The sequence below is a fragment of the Alkalibaculum sporogenes genome, assembly GCF_009362815.1.
Classification (GTDB): Bacteria; Bacillota; Clostridia; order Eubacteriales; family Alkalibacteraceae; genus Alkalibaculum_A; species Alkalibaculum_A sporogenes.
In genome coordinates this window covers 16,901-36,018 of sequence record NZ_WHNX01000011.1, presented here as the reverse complement: position 1 = coordinate 36,018, position 19,118 = coordinate 16,901, and the positions used below count along the sequence as shown (strand labels likewise).

The 19,118-nt window shown below is 31.8% G+C and carries 19 protein-coding genes; all 19 read left to right on the top strand.

Annotation, left to right across the window (positions count from 1 at the left end; genetic code table 11):
- The first annotated feature begins 70 nt into the window (after window positions 1-70).
- The 19 genes from dut to GC105_RS08400 all read left to right on the top strand — a co-directional run bounded on the left by dut (window position 71) and on the right by GC105_RS08400 (window position 19,114).
- Window positions 71-511 carry a dUTP diphosphatase gene (gene dut / locus GC105_RS08490; protein ID WP_152803670.1) on the top strand — a complete coding sequence of 147 codons (441 nt, stop codon included), beginning with the start codon at window positions 71-73 and terminating at the stop codon, window positions 509-511.
- A 50-nt stretch (window positions 512-561) separates the two neighbouring features.
- Complete coding sequence (locus GC105_RS08485) at window positions 562-798, top strand: YlmC/YmxH family sporulation protein (protein ID WP_152803669.1); 237 nt, start codon at window positions 562-564, stop codon at window positions 796-798.
- Between the two features lie 178 nt (window positions 799-976).
- On the top strand, window positions 977-2,152 hold the full coding sequence (gene dapG / locus GC105_RS08480) for an aspartate kinase (RefSeq protein ID WP_152803666.1): 1,176 nt from the start codon (window positions 977-979) through the stop codon (window positions 2,150-2,152).
- A gap of 114 nt (window positions 2,153-2,266) precedes the next feature.
- A complete protein-coding gene (locus tag GC105_RS08475; RefSeq protein WP_152803664.1) occupies window positions 2,267-2,992 on the top strand; it encodes a ClpP family protease in 726 nt (241 codons plus the stop codon).
- A gap of 261 nt (window positions 2,993-3,253) precedes the next feature.
- Entirely contained in the window at window positions 3,254-3,883 is a 630-nt protein-coding gene (locus GC105_RS08470; RefSeq protein ID WP_152803662.1) for a GntR family transcriptional regulator, read from the top strand.
- 220 nt (window positions 3,884-4,103) lie between these two features.
- Window positions 4,104-5,297 carry a quaternary amine ABC transporter ATP-binding protein gene (locus GC105_RS08465; RefSeq protein WP_152803659.1) on the top strand — a complete coding sequence of 398 codons (1,194 nt, stop codon included), beginning with the start codon at window positions 4,104-4,106 and terminating at the stop codon, window positions 5,295-5,297.
- Entirely contained in the window at window positions 5,290-6,126 is an 837-nt protein-coding gene (locus GC105_RS08460; RefSeq protein WP_152803657.1) for an ABC transporter permease, read from the top strand. The genes GC105_RS08465 and GC105_RS08460 overlap by 8 nt, the downstream gene beginning before the upstream one ends.
- A gap of 74 nt (window positions 6,127-6,200) precedes the next feature.
- On the top strand, window positions 6,201-7,073 hold the full coding sequence (locus tag GC105_RS08455) for a glycine betaine ABC transporter substrate-binding protein (RefSeq protein ID WP_152803655.1): 873 nt from the start codon (window positions 6,201-6,203) through the stop codon (window positions 7,071-7,073).
- A gap of 141 nt (window positions 7,074-7,214) precedes the next feature.
- Entirely contained in the window at window positions 7,215-9,491 is a 2,277-nt protein-coding gene (locus GC105_RS08450; RefSeq protein ID WP_152803653.1) for a DNA translocase FtsK, read from the top strand.
- Window positions 9,492-9,507: 16 nt separating this feature from the next.
- Window positions 9,508-10,851: a 30S ribosomal protein S12 methylthiotransferase RimO gene (gene rimO / locus GC105_RS08445; protein WP_152803651.1), complete on the top strand. Its 1,344-nt coding sequence runs from the start codon at window positions 9,508-9,510 to the stop codon at window positions 10,849-10,851.
- Entirely contained in the window at window positions 10,835-11,374 is a 540-nt protein-coding gene (pgsA, locus tag GC105_RS08440) for a CDP-diacylglycerol--glycerol-3-phosphate 3-phosphatidyltransferase (RefSeq protein ID WP_343029995.1), read from the top strand. The genes rimO and pgsA overlap by 17 nt, the downstream gene beginning before the upstream one ends.
- A gap of 79 nt (window positions 11,375-11,453) precedes the next feature.
- Window positions 11,454-11,861, top strand: coding sequence for a hypothetical protein (locus GC105_RS08435; RefSeq protein WP_246169798.1), 408 nt, complete (start codon window positions 11,454-11,456; stop codon window positions 11,859-11,861).
- A 26-nt stretch (window positions 11,862-11,887) separates the two neighbouring features.
- Window positions 11,888-12,481, top strand: coding sequence for a flavin reductase family protein (locus GC105_RS08430; protein WP_343029994.1), 594 nt, complete (start codon window positions 11,888-11,890; stop codon window positions 12,479-12,481).
- A gap of 138 nt (window positions 12,482-12,619) precedes the next feature.
- Complete coding sequence (locus tag GC105_RS08425) at window positions 12,620-13,849, top strand: competence/damage-inducible protein A (RefSeq protein ID WP_152803649.1); 1,230 nt, start codon at window positions 12,620-12,622, stop codon at window positions 13,847-13,849.
- Between the two features lie 301 nt (window positions 13,850-14,150).
- On the top strand, window positions 14,151-15,185 hold the full coding sequence (gene recA / locus GC105_RS08420) for a recombinase RecA (protein ID WP_484476967.1): 1,035 nt from the start codon (window positions 14,151-14,153) through the stop codon (window positions 15,183-15,185).
- Window positions 15,186-15,416: 231 nt separating this feature from the next.
- Window positions 15,417-16,967 (top strand): ribonuclease Y, encoded by a 1,551-nt coding sequence (rny, locus tag GC105_RS08415; protein ID WP_152803645.1) that lies wholly within the window; start codon window positions 15,417-15,419, stop codon window positions 16,965-16,967.
- Window positions 16,968-17,085: 118 nt separating this feature from the next.
- Complete coding sequence (locus GC105_RS08410) at window positions 17,086-17,865, top strand: TIGR00282 family metallophosphoesterase (protein ID WP_152803643.1); 780 nt, start codon at window positions 17,086-17,088, stop codon at window positions 17,863-17,865.
- Between the two features lie 56 nt (window positions 17,866-17,921).
- Window positions 17,922-18,752 carry a PHP domain-containing protein gene (locus GC105_RS08405; protein ID WP_152803641.1) on the top strand — a complete coding sequence of 277 codons (831 nt, stop codon included), beginning with the start codon at window positions 17,922-17,924 and terminating at the stop codon, window positions 18,750-18,752.
- Entirely contained in the window at window positions 18,743-19,114 is a 372-nt protein-coding gene (locus GC105_RS08400; RefSeq protein ID WP_152803639.1) for a PadR family transcriptional regulator, read from the top strand. Before GC105_RS08405 ends, GC105_RS08400 begins: the two co-directional genes overlap by 10 nt.
- Window positions 19,115-19,118 lie beyond the last annotated feature (4 nt).

Below are 19,118 nucleotides of genomic sequence, written 5' to 3'. Positions count from 1 at the left end.
AATCTGAGTATTATATATAATAGCATATATAGAAAGTTAATTATTATTATTAAAATAAGGGGAGATTTACATGGAAAAGTGTAATATAAAAATTATCAACAAGTCTAATTTTCCACTTCCAAAGTATCAAACTGAAGGCTCAGCAGGTGTTGATATCTACGCAAATATAATAGAACCACTACACATAGAACGAGGTAAAATAATACTAGTTCCTACAGGCCTGTTTGTGTCAATGCCTTTTGGCTATGAAGCTCAAATACGCGCAAGAAGTGGTTTAACTTTACAACATGGTATAACTATAGCCAATGGTATAGGTACAATAGACTCTGATTTTCGAGGAGAGATTCAAGTTATATTAATTAATTTAGGAAGCCACGATTATAAGGTAGCTCCAGGTGAAAGAATAGCACAGATGGTTATAAAAAAGTATATTTGTGCTTCATTTGAAGAGGTTGAGGTATTAGATGAAACCCAAAGAGGACAAGGTGGTTTTGGTCATTCTGGAAGTTAAGTAGTATAATTTCTTAGTATTGTTCATATTAAATATTATGGAGGGATAATATGAAATATGGAGAGTTAAAAGAGCGAGAAATTATTAATGTAAATACTGGCGAGAAGTTGGGCATATTCGGTAATTGTGACTTAGATATAGATATATCAAATGGACAAATTACATCTTTATTAATATCAGAAAATTCATCTTTCTTTTCTTTTTTTAGTAAACAAGAGGAATATGTAGTAATTCCTTGGGAAAAAATAGTTAAGATTGGGAAAGATACTATTATGATATCTTTGTAATATCCCTAGAAGTCACTTAAGCAATTAATAAGCATTGTTTACGTTTATCCTTACCAAACTATAACACCTTAAAAGTCTTATAATCTTTTCTGCTTAAGTACTAAACATCTTAAAGACTAATAAACTTATAAACTATAATTCGTGTTATATAAAAATAAGTTTTTTAAGGAGGATTTACTTGAGTCTAATAATACAAAAATATGGAGGTACTTCAGTCAATAGTATACAACTTCGAGATAAAATCGTAGATAATTTAAAAAAAGCAAGGGAAAGTGGATACATATCTGTTATTGTAGTATCTGCAATGGGTAGAGAAGGTGAACATTATTCTACTGATTCTCTTATAAAACTTATTTCTCCTATACATAATAATACTAGGAATATGGATATGCTACTATCATGCGGTGAAATAATTTCAGCAACAGTTTTAACTGCACATCTCATTGACCACGGCTTTGACGCGATTGCCTTGACTGGAGGCCAAGCTGGCATTATTACTGACAACCATTATGGTGAGAGTACTATTTTAGATGTAAATGTTAACTATCTAAAAGAACTTATCTCTATGGGTAAAGTACCTGTTGTAGCTGGGTTTCAAGGAATAAATGCATCTGGCGAAATTACTACTCTTGGCAGAGGTGGTAGTGATACAAGTGCAGTTCTTTTAGGAATAGCATTAAAAGCAAAAGAAATCGAAATCTTTACTGATGTAGATGGCATTATGACTGCTGACCCTAAATTAGTGCCTAATGCAAATTTGATAAGACAAATTGCCTATGATGAGGTCTTTCAATTATCACAATATGGGGCAAAAGTAATACACCCTCGTGCTGTTGATCTAGCAATGAAAGAGAATATCCCAATCAAAGTATACAATACATCTAAATATCGTGAGAATTCCGGAACAACTATAAATTCAAAATGCACAGAAGTAAATAGTATAGTGACAGCAATTGCACACGAGGATAGTAAAACACAGTGGAATCTTGAAATGATCTCTACAAATAATCAGGTGTTTATAGAAATGGCAAATAATTTTATTAGCATTGATATGATAAATATATTTAAAGATAAAAGTATTTTTATCACTCATAGTACTCATAAACACAAAATAATAGATATTTTAATACAAAATAATATTAGTTATACAATGGTTGAAGATTGTACGAAAATAACAATAATAGGTAGTAAAATCAGAGGTGTACCAGGTGTCATGTCAAAAGTCATAAACTCTTTACAAGAAAAACACGATATACTTCAAACTTCAGATTCACATACTACTATATCTATTTTAGTCAAGTCAAAATACGCTAAAGAAGCAATCACACTACTTCATAAAACTTTTAATCTTTAATTTAAATTAATTGTACTAATGATCACCTTTTTCTACAATACAACACGTATATCAATGAAATTTGTATAAAAAAAATTCATAACGCCATACTATTAAAAAAATGGTGGTGTGATAATGAATAACTTAGATAATAACAAAGACAATAGCCAAAATACAAATTTGAATAAAAATCGCAATGATAGTGAGTTAAATAATCTTGAAAATCTAGGTCAAGTAAATATCGCTGAATTTGAAAGCAATATTTTTACTCTTCCAATAATAGGTGAAATCGAAGGGCATGCTGAATTAGCAGCTGGCAGAAAATCAACAAAATACGAACACGTTATTCCTCAATTATTAGCTGTAGAGCAAAATCCTAAGTACGATGGTTTATTGCTAATAATAAATACTGTAGGTGGAGATGTAGAAGCTGGTCTAGCCCTATCTGAAATTATCTCTAGTATGAAAAAGCCCAGTGTTTCACTTGTGATAGGTGGTGGCCATAGTATTGGAGTCCCTTTATCCGTAAGTACAAACTATTCTTTTATAGCGCCTACTGCTTCTATGACACTTCATCCAATTCGTACTAGTGGATTGGTTATAGCAGTATCTCAGAGTTTTGAATATTTTCAGAAAATGCAAGAAAGGATTCTAAATTTTGTGGAAAAAAATTCACAATTAAAAAAAGATGAATTTCTAAAACTAATGCTAAATACAAATGAATTAGCAAACGACATGGGTTCAATATTAATAGGTAAATCAGCTGTAGACGTAGGTCTTATAGACGAAGTTGGAGGTCTTTGCGAAGCATTAGCAAAAATAAATTCATTGATAGAAAAAAATAATAACGAAAACAAATAACCCTTATATAGTTACTTAACTTATATTCACATTTATATCTTCCTATAGATTGATAAAATTTGTAATTATGATATACTATTCGTATCAGCAGATTGGCTCTCAGAAACCATATTTTTCGCGATTGCGAAAAGATGACGGTATTTCCATGAGCAAATGACAACGACTGAAGCCCCAAAGGGGTTGAGGATAATATGCGGATGATAATATAGGCAATCGCTATATTATATATTTACTTATTTTATATGGAATGAAGGAATATAAATGGAGAAAAAAGTTAAAGTAACAAGCCCACGATATCAACAAATAGCTGCTGATGTAGCAGCTAAAATTGCAGACAAACATTATCAAGTAGGGGATAAGTTGTTTGCTCGTTCTGCTCTAGCTAGCCAATATGGAGTATCAGCTGAGACAGCTAGGCGTGCAATATGTGTCTTGTCAGACATGCAAATTGTAAATACTACAAAAGGTAGTGGAGTAATTATAACATCTTATGAAAATGCTGTAAAATTTGTCAAGACTCATGAAGATATAGAGACAGTTAATGACTTAAGAAATGACATTATAAAAAGTATTGAACGCCAAAATAATGAAAATGAGTTTCTAAAAGAACAAATTAGAAGGCTAATCGATAAAACTAGTCGATTTAAATCTATAAATCCTTTTATACCATTTGAGATAACTATTGATCCTACTTCCACTTATGTAGGAAAGAATTTATCTGATGTTAATTTTTGGCATAATACTCTAGCTACTGTAGTTGGTATTAAACGTGAAGATTCATTACTGATGTCACCTGGCCCTTATTCGGTTATTACTGAAGGTGATATTTTATACTTTGTCGGAGATGAAAACTGCTATGAAAGGGTATTAAATTTTCTTTATCAAAACTAATATTAATCAAAAAATAACACATTAGTTCCTTGAATTTTCAAGTGATTCTAATGTGTTTTTTTATTTTAAAATAGGGAATAACTAATATCAAATACTTTTAAACCTTGACATAAAAAACTCTTAGATGTTATACTTTACAAGTAACAATTTTAACATGCTAACGAGTTGTTACTTTTTTTATGTTAAAAATATAGGCGGTTTATGGAGGAAGAGAAAGCGAATGGTAAAAGTTGAAGTAAAAAATTTATTTAAAATTTTTGGACCAACTCCAAAAAAAATATATCCTTTAATTAAACAAGGTATAAATAAAGAACAAATTCTTAAACAAACAGGTCATGGTGTAGGTGTTAATGATGCTAGTTTTGCTGTTGAAGAAGGAGAAATCTTTGTAGTAATGGGTCTATCTGGTAGTGGAAAATCAACCCTAATACGATGTCTGAACAGACTTATTGAACCATCATCAGGGGAAATATTAATTGATGGTCAAAATATTGTAGGATGTAGTAAAGAAACTCTTCAAGATGTACGTCGAAAAAAGGTGGCAATGATCTTTCAAAACTTTGCCTTATTGCCTCATCGTAGTGTTTTAGATAATGTAGGTTTTGGTCTTGAAATACAAAATGAAGACTTAAACACAAGAAATCAAAAATCTATAGAATCATTAGAACTTGTTGGGTTAAAAGGTTATGAAAATTCAATGCCATCAGAACTTAGCGGTGGTATGCAACAGAGAGTAGGACTTGCGAGAGCATTAACTACAAATCCTGATATTCTTTTAATGGATGAAGCATTTAGTGCCCTAGATCCCTTAATTCGAAAAGAAATGCAAGATGAATTATTATCACTTCAAGATAGAATGCATAAAACAATTATTTTTATAACTCATGATTTAGATGAAGCATTAAAAATTGGAGATAGAATTGCAATTATGAAAGATGGAATCATTGTTCAGATTGGAACTCCAGAAGAAATTCTAAATAGCCCAGCTGATGACTATGTAAAAGAATTTGTACAAGATGTAAATCGAGCAAAAATAGTTACTGCATCTTCTATAATGAAAAAAGTTGATACTATTGTATCCTCTAAAGATGGAGTAAGAGTGGCTGTTAGAAAAATGAAAGAAGCATCCATATCTAGTATTTTTGTAGTAGATAAAGCACGACATTTGAAAGGTATTGTTACAATAGATGACGCAACAAATTTACTTAAGCAAAACAAAAACGACTTAGAAAGCATTATCCATAAGAATGTAAATACTGTCTCTGGCAATACGTCTATAGAAGAACTTTTACCACTATTTATAAGTTCTCCTTATCCTGTAGTAGTATTAGATGATGATAATAGAGTATTAGGGATAATATTTAAAGTATCCGTTTTAGCTGGATTACTTGGTGAGGAGGACAATGATGTATAAGATTCCTATAGGAGATATTGTAGAAATTTTAATATCTTGGTTAACAACGAATTTCACTTCTTTTTTTGATGGTATAAAAAGTATATTACTAACAGTAATAAATACATTTGCGTGGATCTTTAATGGGATTCCTTTTTATATTACTATTTTAATTTTTGCCCTTATTGCATGGAAATTTGCAAATAAAGGAACTGGTATTTTTGCCATTGTAGGACTTTTAGTTATACAATCTATGGGTTTATGGCGAGAAACAATGCAAACATTAGCTTTAGTAATCACTGCAACTTTTATTGCACTTATAATAGGTATCCCACTTGGAATATGGATGTCAAGAAATGATAAGCTCAATAATATCATGCGACCTGTTTTAGATTTTATGCAAACAATGCCTGCTTTTGTTTATTTGATACCTGCCGTTTACTTTTTTGATTTAGGACAAGTACCAGGTGCTGTAGCAACTGTAATCTTTGCTATGCCTCCAGTAGTACGTTTAACAAGCCTCGGTATTCGCCAGGTACCAGAAGATGTTATTGAAGCATCTCATTCATTTGGAGCAACCTCATCACAATTACTCTTTAAAGTACAAATACCATTGGCATTACCTACTATTTTAGCAGGTTTAAACCAGACTATTATGTTATCACTTTCAATGGTTGTAATCTCAGCAATGATTGGAGCTGGTGGGTTAGGTAATGTAGTGCTCAGAGGAATAACACAAATGAGAATTGGAGAAGGTTTTGAAGGAGGACTAGCTGTAGTTATCTTAGCTATGTTACTAGATAGGATAACTCAAGGATTAGGTCAACAAAAGAGAAAAATTAAGCAATAACTCCTATAGTTGATAAATATAATGTCCACTATAGTTGATTATAAATATTTCATACTTAGAGAGGATGTCATAAAATGATTAAAATGAAAAAATTACTCTCACTAATACTAGTTGGATTACTATCACTAACTGTATTAAGTGGTTGTGCAACAAATGAAGATGGAAAAGAAACCGTACAACTTGGTTATGTTAATTGGGCAGAGGGAATTGCTATGACTCACCTTGTGGCAACAATACTAGAAGATAAAATGGGATACGATGTAGATCTTACTCTTGCTGACGTTGCACCTATCTTTACTTCAGTAGCAAGTGGTAATACAGATGCTTTCTTAGACGTATGGGCACCTGTAACCCATAAGGACTATATAGAGAAATATGGGGACGACATGGATTTTGTTGGCACTAGCTACGATAGTGCATTGATTGGATTAATAGTCCCAACCTATGTTGATATCGATAGTGTTGACGAATTAAACGATAATATTGATTTATTTGACGGACAAATTATTGGTATTGATTCTGGAGCAGGTCTTATGGGTGCCACTGAAAACGCCATTGAAGAATATGACCTAGACTATACATTACTAGCTGGTAGTGATGTAACAATGACTGCTGCATTAAATAAAGCAATAGATGCAAATGAACCTATTGTTGTTACAGGTTGGAAACCTCACTGGAAATTCTCACGTTTTGACTTAAAAGTATTAGAAGATCCTAAAGGTATCTTTGGAGCTGCTGAAGAAATTCAAACTGTTACTAGAAAAGGACTATCTGAAGATATGCCAGATGTTGTAGAGTTATTAGCTAACTTTAAATTAACAGATGAGCAATTAAGTGAACTCTTAGTTCTAATAGAAGATAGTGAAGAAGATATAATGGTAGTTGCTAGAAATTGGATGAACGATAATGAAGAAGTAGTAAACGAATGGATTCCTGCTTCTAACTAAATTATTAATGAAAAGCGTCTTCGCGGCGTTTTAAGTAAGATAAGAAAATAAATAATTAATAATTTCATCAAAAAAATATGTACAGTACAACTGTGCATATTTTTTTGTGGTAAAATATAGAGAGAACTTCGAGGTGATATAATGTCAACAGCTACAACTAGAAAAAAAACGAATAAGAAAACTTCAAAAAGAAAAGCTTCTAAGAAAGTTAGTTTTACTGAAACAAAAATATTTAGCGAAATAATTGGCCTCACCATGATTTTAGTAGGTATTTACAGCTTTTACTCGTTAATGGTTAGTGAACCTGGAACAATAGGAAAAAGCCTGTATTTTCTACTGTATTTTGCTATGGGAAAAGCGAGTTATATAATTACATTTCTATTAATTATCTTAGGTATTTATTTTATTATGAAAGGTATTACCTATTGGAAATCTATCGTTTTGCCCATGATATTATTTACAGTAAATATCAGTATTTTCATTACTATAATAGATAACTTAATAATTAATCCAGTATTTAGCAGACAAGTCTTAGATGTAGCTTTAAATGCCCAAGATGGAGGAGGTATTATAGGAATATTTCTTACTGCACTACTAGTAAGCTTATTCTCAGTTAAGGGAACTATTATAATATTAACAATAACCACACTTATTTCTATCATTTTAATGACTCAAAAATCTCTTTACGACGGTTACTTACATTTAAAATCGGCTTATAACAGTAGACCAGAAAAATCTGATGCAAGTAAGATTAAAGAGCCTAAAGAAGAAACAAAACCTGACAAACCGCTACAGGATAAAAACCATGATGAATCAGTCAAAAATATAAAAATATTAGACTATTCTGAAGTGAGGAGCAAAAAAAACAAGGACCCCAACGACTTAAAGAAAACTGAGTCAGAAAAAAATAATCATAAAATTGAGGAAAAAATCTCACAATTAGAAGAACAAACTAAAAGTGGACCAATTAATAACGAATACGTACCTATAAAATACTCGTTTCCTTCACTCGAATTATTAATACCACCTGTTACTATAAACTCCAATAGCAAGAAAGAAATACTAATTAACGCAAAAATATTAGAAAAAACACTACAAGATTTTGGAGTTAAGGCTAAGGTTGTAGAAGTTAGTATGGGACCTAGTGTAACAAGATATGAATTACAACTAGAAGCTGGTGTAAAAGTTAGTAAAATTGTTAATCTATCTAATGACCTGGCTTTAAGCCTAGCAACTACGAATGTTAGAATAGAAGCTCCTATTCCCGGTAAAGCTGCCGTTGGAATTGAAGTACCAAATAAAGATACTGCAGTAGTCAATATTAGAGAAGTATTAGAAAGTAAACAGTTTAAAGACTACGAGAGCAAAATTTGTTTTGCCCTTGGTAAAGAGTTATCTGGTTCTGTAGTAGTTGGAGACATTGCAAAAATGCCTCATGTTCTAATTGCAGGAGCTACAGGTTCTGGAAAAAGTGTTTGCATCAACTCCATCATAACAAGTATACTATATAAAGCTTCTCCTGAAGAAGTAAAGCTGATACTAATTGATCCAAAAATGGTTGAACTTAATAACTACAATGGAATACCTCATCTACTTATTCCAGTTGTTACAGACCCTAAACATGCCTCTGGTGCATTAAATTGGGCTATAAAAGAAATGACTGAACGATATAAGTTATTTAAAGATAGTGGTGTAAGAGATATTAACCGTTACAATGAAGTAGTAATAGGGAAAGATAAAGCTCAAATGCCTAGAATAGTAATTATAATTGATGAATTAGCTGATTTAATGATGGTATCACCTAGAGAAGTGGAAAATGCAATTTGTCGTTTAGCTCAATTAGCAAGAGCTGCTGGAATTCATTTGGTTCTAGCGACACAAAGACCTTCTGTAGATGTAATAACTGGTCTTATTAAAGCAAATGTGCCTTCAAGAATATCTTTCGCTGTATCATCTATGGTCGATTCAAGAACGATATTAGATGTAGGTGGTGCAGAAAAGCTCCTTGGAAGAGGGGACATGCTATACAATCCAGTCGGCGAGTCAAAACCTATCAGAATTCAAGGAACATTTATCTCTGATACTGAAGTAGAAGAAGTAGTGAACTTTGTGAAGAAGCAAGGAGAGGTTAACTACAATGAGAAAGTAATAGAAGAGATAAAGGATGTTAATGTATCTACTGATCAAGACGATTTTGAAGATGATATGATGCCTCAAGCTCTAGCATTAACCTTAGAATTAGATAATATATCAACCTCTATGATTCAAAGAAAGCTAAGAGTAGGCTACTCTCGAGCTGGAAGGATTATTGATGAAATGGAAAGCAAGGGTATTATCTCTGGTCCTGAGGGTAGTAAGCCAAGAAAAGTATTAATTTCAAAAGATGAGTATGATAATAGTATTAAAAAAAACGAGTAAAAAAGGATGAATAAAAATGACATGTAATGTAGGCTTAGTCTCCCTTGGATGCGCAAAAAATCTAGTGGACTCAGAAATAATGTTAGGATTAATTGAAGAAGGAAATTACGTACTTGTAGAAGATAATTCAAAGGCTGAAGTTTTAATAGTAAATACCTGTGGTTTTATCGCTTCTGCAAAAGATGAATCTATAGATACGATCTTAGAACTAGCACAAAATAAAGTACATGGAAGTTTAAAGGTATTAATAGCTACTGGGTGCTTATCAGAAAGATATAAGGAAGATTTACTAAACTCTATACCTGAGCTAGATGCTGTTGTTGGTACTGGAGATTATGTGAATATAGTAAAAATAATTGAAGATACTCTAAATGGAGAAAAAGTATGTGCATATGGGAACATTCATTACAACTTTGACGAATCTTTACCTAGAAAAATCTCTACACCTAAGTACACTGCTTTTGTTAAAATTGGAGATGGTTGTAATAATCACTGTACTTTCTGTATTATTCCCACTCTTAGAGGTAGATTTAGAAGTAGAAAACCTAAAGATATTAAGCAAGAAATCATAAATCTTGTTAGTAATGGCGTTAAAGAAGTTATATTAATTGCTCAAGATATTACTCAGTATGGTATTGATATTTACGGCAAAAATTCACTACCTCTATTACTAAAAGAATTAGAAGATATAGATATGTTAAAGTGGATTAGACTATTATACGCTTATCCAGAAAATATAAGCGATGAATTAATAGATGTTATAAAAAATAGTACCAAAATAATAAATTATTTAGATATTCCCCTGCAACACACTGAAGATAATGTATTAAAGGGAATGGCTAGAAAAACTAATAAAGTTAAAATAACTAAATTAATAGAAAAATTACGATCTGAAATTCCAGATATCGTAATACGTTCTTCTTTTATTACGGGGTTTCCTGGAGAGAGTGATGAAGATTTTAATAATATGTTAAAAACATTAGAGGATTTGAAATTAGATCGTTTAGGTGTATTTACTTATTCCTTAGAAGAAGATACTAAAGCTGCTCTTTTTGAAAATCAAGTGCCAGATGAAATAAAAATAGATAGACAAGAGAAAATTTTGCAAATGCAACAAGAAATTTCTTTGATGAATAATGAAAAAAAAATTAACCATGTACTTGAAATATTAATAGAAGGTGTTACTGATGACCCGAGTGTGTATTTCGGTAGAAGCTATATGGACACACCAGAAATAGATGGTATAGTATACGTGCATTCTAATTATAAATTAGAAGAAGGACAAATGTGCAAAACCCTAATAACTGACGCATTAGAATACGATTTGATTGGAGAGATAACAGGTGAATTTACCAAATAAACTAACGCTACTTCGAGTTATTATGATACCATTTTTTATATTTTTTATGATTGCAGATGTAAATAATGGTCAGACAATAGCAGCTATTATATTTATTATTGCCTCTGCTACAGATTGGTTGGATGGTTATATTGCAAGAAAGTATAATCTCATTACCGTTTTTGGAAAATTTGCTGATCCACTAGCAGATAAACTTTTGGTATCTGCTGCTCTAATTTGCCTTGTAGAGCTAGGTGCAGTATCCTCGTGGATAGTTATACTTATTATTGCAAGAGAATTTGCTGTTACTGGCCTAAGAGTATTAGCTGCGTCAGATAATATTGTAATTGCAGCAAGTTGGTGGGGTAAAATTAAAACAGTGACACAAATGGTTGCCATAATTGCAACATTATTTAACAATTATCCTTTTTCCCTTATAAATATACCTGTTAGTACAACTTTTATGTACCTAGCAGCCTTGTTTACTGTAATATCCGGAGTAGATTATTTTGTGATTAATAAGAAGGTTTTTACAGGTAATTAATCTTTTGTTAATATTACTACGTAGTACTTAGAACCAAATAAAATACAATAAAAAGCTATTAATAGAAAGATGGGATTAAATGAATAATAATCTAATTAAATGGCTTCAAAAAATAATGTTGGGTCGAAATGGTGGAGATCAACTCTGTATGGGTCTTTTATTATTAGGCTTAATTACTACAATCATTGGAAATATTTTAAAATTGCCCATAATAAACTACTTAAGTTATATACCCATAATTTTATGCATTTATAGAATGTACTCAAAGGATTTGACTAAACGAAGAATGGAAAATTATAAATTTATGATTTTAATTAGTCCATTATACTCGTGGTTTAGTGTTAAGGTGTCAAAAATCAAAAGCAAGAAATCATACAAGTACTTTAAATGCCCAAACTGCAAACAAGAGTTGAGATTGCCAAAAGGCAAAGGCAAAATTAATATTACTTGTTCAAAATGTAGTACAAAATTTATGAAGAAAACTTAAACGAACATTTGAAAGGGTCTGACATATTGAATACTAGTACATCAAATAAAATTACATGGAAGGGTGGGGCATTAATCGCACCTTTGCCACCGGTAATGGTATCTTGTGGAACCATAGATAACGGAAATATCTTGACCATCGCTTGGACAGGTATTTTAAATACTATACCACCTACAACTTATATCTCAGTACGTCCTTCGCGTTTTTCTTATAATATTATAAAGGAAAGTGGTGATTTTGTAATTAACCTTACTACTACTCATATAGTAAAAGCCGCAGATTTCTGTGGAGTCCGCTCAGGAAGAGACTACGATAAATTTGCAATTACTGGACTAAATAAACAAGCTGCCTCAAAAGTCAGTAGCCCAATTATTACTGAAAGTCCACTAAATATTGAGTGTAAAGTTAGAGATATTGTGTCCTTAGGATCACATGATATGTTTATATCAGATATCTTAGCAGTAAATGTAGATAGCCAACTTATAGATGATAAAGGAAAACTACACCTAGACAAATGTTCTTTAGCAGCATACGCTCACGGTGAATACTTTGAACTTGGCAAAAAAATTGGTACTTTCGGTTTTTCTGTACGTAAGAAGAAAAAACGTAAGCGTTCCTAGTTTATTTTAAGACACTTATAAAGAAAAGATTCAAGTAAGATAGTAAAATTTAGACCTCAGCGAGCTAGTCGAACTTTCCTATCTTAAAATTTATTTTAAATCTACATAAAACTAAATAGAATTGAAGGGAGTTTTAAAATGATCAGCGAATTAATCAATGTAGGTACAGAGATACTTATTGGAGATATTTTAAATACAAACGCAAAGTATATATCTAAAGAACTAGCTACTATTGGATTTAATATGTACTATCACACTACTGTTGGCGATAATCCCAATCGACTAAAATCTGCTTTGGAGCTTTCTCTTAGCCGTTCTGATGTAATTATCTTAACTGGTGGACTTGGCCCTACTCAAGATGATCTAACAAAAGAAACCCTTGCTCAATTATTAAATGTCGAAATGGTATTTGATCAAGAGAGTCATGATACTCTATTGAAATTCTTTGTAAATTCATCTAATGTAACTCAAAACAACTATAAACAAGCTTATATACCCCGTGGTTCTACTATTATTCCTAATAATAATGGTACAGCTCCAGGGATTTTACTAGAAAAGGATGACAAAATAGTAATTCTACTACCCGGTCCTCCTAGAGAAATGATTCCTATGTTTGAGGAAACTGTCCTACCTCTGTTAGTAAGTAAATGTGAAACGAAATTTTTTTCAAATTATTATAAAGTAGCTTCCATAGGAGAATCAACCTTAGAAGATATGTTACTAGATTTAATCAATGGACAAAGTAACCCTACAATCGCTACTTATGCAAAAGTAGGAGATGTGCTGCTTCGAGTTACTGCAAATGCAAAGACATATGAAGAAGCTAAAATATTACTAGATAAATATGATGTTATTATTAAAGAAAGATTAGGAGATAATATTTACGCCAATGAAGATATATCATTACATGAAGTCATAGCTAATACTCTAATAAAGAGAGAGTTAACCATATCTATAGCTGAATCATGTACTGGGGGCCTTATTGTAAGCAAATTAACAGAAATCCCTGGTATCTCGAGCTCCCTTCACAGTGGAATAGTTTGCTACTCTAATCAGGCTAAAACAAAGTTTTTAGGAGTTAGTGAAGATACTTTGTCAAACTATGGGAGTGTTAGTGAAAAAACCGCTACTGAGATGCTCTTAGGACTATACGAACAAACTAAATCAGATATTACAATAGTCACAACAGGTATCGCAGGACCTAGTGGTGGAAGCATTGAAAAACCAGTTGGTTTGGTGTATATAGGAATATTATATAAAAATCAGTCTGTAGTAGAAAAACATCAATTAAGTGGAAGTAGAGAGAGAATTCAACTAAAAGCTACTAATATTGCATTTAATTTGATTCGTAAGACTATAAATGAGTAATCTATTCAGTAGTGGATAAGAAAACCCTACTGAATAAAGTATCACTTTATTTTGCTCTAATAGTTCATCTTATTTTCTTGACCTATATTGCTTTATGATATATAATATTTTAAGAACACTTGTTCTATTGAAATTGCAAACTACTTATTTATCCCGCATTTGATGAAAAAAGATAAGTCGGAGTTATACTAATTCATAAATTCCTATTGGAAGATGAATTTAACTGAATATTACAAAAGATATACACACTGACGTCTTGTGCGTCTATTATGAAAGGATGTGGACCGATTAATTCGGATAAATGATGATGGAAAAAGATAAAGCATTACAAATGGCCATAAACCAAATAGAAAAGCAGTTTGGAAAAGGCTCAGTTATGAAATTAGGAGAAGAGTCTGTAAAATTTAATATCGATGCTATATCTACTTCCTCAATAGGTTTAGATATAGCTTTAGGAATAGGTGGCGTACCGAGGGGTAGGATCGTGGAAATCTACGGACCTGAATCTTCTGGTAAAACAACCGTTGCATTACATATTGCAGCTGAAGCACAAAAAAATGGCGGAAATGCTGCATTTATCGATGCAGAACATGCACTAGATCCTACTTATGCAAAAGCATTAGGTGTAGATATAGATAATTTAATTGTATCCCAACCTGACACTGGGGAACAAGCTTTAGAAATTACAGAAGCATTAGTCCGAAGTGGAGCAGTAGATATAGTTGTAATAGACTCTGTTGCAGCATTAGTGCCAAAAGCTGAAATTGAAGGTGAAATGGGCGACTCTCATGTAGGCTTACAAGCAAGGCTTATGTCACAAGCTCTTAGAAAGTTAGCAGGTGTCACCAATAAATCACATACTACAGTTATATTTATTAATCAATTAAGAGAAAAAGTTGGAGTCATGTTTGGTAGTCCTGAAACTACTTCTGGAGGTAGAGCACTTAAGTTTTATGCCTCTATAAGATTAGATGTCCGTAGAATTGAAACATTAAAGCAAGGTCAAGAGATGATTGGAAATAGAACTAGAGTTAAAGTAGTAAAAAACAAAGTTGCTCCACCTTTTAAAATGGCAGAGTTTGATATAATGTACGGACAAGGTATCTCTAAGGAAGGAGATATTCTTGATGTTGCATCTGACAACGATATTATAAATAAAGCTGGTGCTTGGTATTCATATAATAATCAAAGATTAGGTCAAGGTAGAGAAAATTCTAAACAGCATTTAAAAGAAAATCCTGAGTTAGCCTTGGAAGTTGAAAGTTTATTAAGAGAAAAATTTAATCTTAATCGAAGTAAAACGCAAGATACAGCAAAATCAGACGCTGAAGAATAAATAAGCACTTATGAATAAAAAGTATCCTACCTATTTTAGGTAAAGATACTTTCTTTTTACCTATTTATCGGTTACCGTAATTTTTATCAGCTTGACACTAATTTTAAAAAAGTATAAAATTAATATTGTTTGACCCTACTAAGTGAAAGTACTTAGAGGTATCCTTAAGTTAATTAGAGTTTATAAAGTTATTTTTTTGTCTAAAATTGAAAAGGAGGAGGTGTAAGTAATTTGTTAGAAGCTTTAGGAAATAGTATATTCATTGTAATTCCGATTTTAATTATTATAGCACTTGTTGTAGGCTATTTAGTTCGAAAATATATTGCTGAAGGTAAGATTGAAAGTGCTGAGCAAACAGCTAATAGAATTGTAGAAGACGCTTTAAAAGAAGCCGAAACTCAAAAAAAAGAAACCCTTTTATCTGCCAAAGAAGAAATTCATAGTTTAAGACAAGAAGTTGATAAAGAAAATAGAGAAAGAAGAAATGAATTACAGAGACTTGAACGAAGAGTAATACAAAGAGAAGAAAATGTCGACAAACGTAATGACTCTATACAGAAGAAAGAAGACTCATTACAATCAAAGTTAAGTGAATTAGCTTTAAAAGAAGACACGATAAATGAATTAGTTGAAAAAGAAATGGAAGAATTAGAAAGAATCTCTGGTTTGACCTTAGAAGAAGCAAAAGATATCTTATTGCATGATGTTGAGAAGAAAATTAGAAGAGAATCTGCATTATTAATAAAAAGAATTGAAACCCAAGCTAAAGAAGATGGTGATAAAAAAGCAAAAGAAATTTTGTCCTACGCAATACAAAAATGTGCAGCTGATCACGTAGCAGAAACTACTGTATCTGTAGTAACTTTGCCTAATGATGAGATGAAAGGTAGGATTATAGGTCGAGAAGGTAGAAACATTAGAACATTAGAAACTCTTACTGGAATTGATCTTATTATAGATGATACACCAGAGGCAGTTATACTTTCTGGTTTTGATCCCATCCGTAGAGAAATCGCTAGAGTTGCTTTAGAAAAACTGATCATAGATGGAAGAATCCATCCTGCTAGAATAGAAGAGATGGTCGATAAAGCGAGAAAAGAAGTAGATAATAGAATTAGAGAAGATGGAGAAGCCGCAAGTTTTGAAACTGGCATTCATGGTCTTCATCCAGAAATCATTCGATTATTAGGTAGACTGAAATTTAGAACTAGTTATGGTCAAAATGTATTGAAACATTCTATAGAAGTAGCACATTTAGCTGGAATTATGGCAGAAGAATTAGGTGCTAATGTAAAAATTGCTAAAAGAGCTGGATTATTACATGATATAGGAAAAGCAGTAGACCATGAAGTAGAAGGTCCACATGTTGCAATAGGTGTAGATATATTAAAGAAACACAAAGAATCTGCTCAAGTAATACACGCTGTAGAAGCTCATCATGAAGATATAGAAGCAACTTCTATAGAAGCAGTTTTAGTGCAAGCTGCGGATGCAGTATCAGCTGCAAGACCAGGTGCACGTAGAGAAACACTACACTCTTATATAAAGAGATTAGAAAAACTGGAAGAAATATCTAACTCCTTCGAGGGAGTAGAAAAAACTTTTGCTATACAAGCAGGCCGTGAAGTCAGAATCATGGTGAAACCTGACCAAGTAGACGATGTAGAAATGATACATATAGCAAAAGAAATAGCAAGCAAAATTCAAGATGAGCTTGACTATCCTGGTCAAATTAAAGTAAATGTAATAAGAGAGACAAGGTCAATAGAATATGCAAAATAAATAGAGAGCGAAAGCTCTCTATTTATTTTGTATATTTCTCAATAATAGAATTGCACAGACCATAAATACTAACAATATGCTATAATAAATACAGTTAGAATACAGGAGGTAAGTTTTTTTGAAAATACTCATAATAGGTGACGTTGTTGGACGTGCCGGGAGAAATATTATACAACAAGAATTAACTAATTTAAAAAGTAAATATCAAGTAGATATAACTATTGCAAACTGTGAAAATGCCTCTGGAGGGAATGGATTAACAGAAAAAAACGCTAAAGAGTTCTTTGAAAATGGAGTAGATATAATAACCATGGGTAACCATGTGTGGGATAAAAAAGATATTGTAAATTATATAGACGATTATACAAATTTAATTAGACCTGCCAATTATCCTGACCCGTGTCCAGGAAAAGGATATACTATATTTGAGAAAAATGGTATAAAAATTGGCGTTATAAATATCTCAGGTATAGTATATCTTAATAATTTAATTTGTCCTTTTACTACAATAGACGCTATTTTAGAAGAAATATCCTCAAAGTGTAAAATAATAATCCTCGATTTTCATGGTGAAGCCACATCGGAAAAAATTGCTATGGGTTACTATTCAGATGGAAGAGTATCTCTTGTATACGGTACACACACTCATGTTCAAACAGCAGACAAAAGAATTCTACCTCAGGGAACAGGATATATCACTGACGTAGGCATGACTGGACCTTTTGATGGTGTTTTAGGAGTAGATAAAGATATAATAATTCAACATCTTAAAAGTAGGAGACCTGTAAAATTTGAAATTGCCACTGGTATAATGCAAATAAACGGACTATATGTAGAGATCAATGAAAAAACTGGAAAGTGCGAAGCTATAGACAATTTCATAAAAGTTATTGAATAAACGACACTTTACCATCTTTTATGTTATAATATCTTAGAATTAAAGGAGAAATTAATTTGTTTTATTCAGATTTACACATGCACTCAAACTATTCTGATGGTAATTTAACTATTAAAGAAATTTTACATCACTCAACTAATTTAAAGTTAAAAGCCATTTCTATAACAGATCACGATACAATTGATGGGGTCAAAGAAGCAGTAGCCAATTGTGATAATTATAAAGTCGAGATAATACCTGGCATTGAATTTAGTACTGTATATAAAGGGGAAGAAATTCATATCCTAGGTTACTTATTTGAACTTACTGATGAACCCTTTAGTGAGTTTATTCAAAATATGCAAACCCAACGTATTCATCGAGCACAAAAGATGATTGAAGTATTTAATATAAATGGGATTGATATCAGTGAAGATGATTTATTAACTGTTAGTAAAGGAAACTCTATTGGAAGACCTCATTTTGCTCAAATGCTGATACGAAAGGGTTACGCTGATTCAATAAACGACGCGTTTAAAAAGTATATGCTCCCTGGAAGTCCATACTATGTTGAACGATTTAAACTTTCGCCACAAGAAGCTATTAAGAGTATCCATAATGCTGGAGGAATATCTGTTATAGCACATCCTGGACTTATAAAAACTCAAAATTTAATAGAAGATATTATTTCAATGAAAATTGACGGAATTGAAGTTTATCATTATAAGCACACTTCACAAAACAATGTAGAATATTATCACATGGCAAAAAATAATAATTTGCTAATCACTGGTGGTTCAGATTGTCACTCAAGCGACCCAACAAGAAAACCTTTTATAGGCACTGTGAAAATTCCATATACTTATGTTGAAAATATGAAAGAAGCAAAGGTGCTTAAATGCCAATAAGAAAAGGAAGAAATAGAAATGCTTTATTTAAAATAAGTATGACTGCTTTAGTTAAGTTGTTGATTCTAAATATGTTAAGTGAAAAAGAATTATACGGCAATAAAATAATCGACAATATTTCACTCATATTAAATGAACAATGGGCTCCTAGTCCCGGAATGATATATCCTTTACTTAGACAATTAGAAGATGAAGGTTATATTATTGGAAGATGGAGTGATCCTGTCAAACGATCAACTAGGTACTATAAAATTACTGAAGAAGGTACTAGATACCTTCCTATACTCAAGAAAAACTATCATGGACCTATAAACGATTCAATTCGAATGCTTGAAAGTCTTATGGTTTCAATATATAGTTAATACT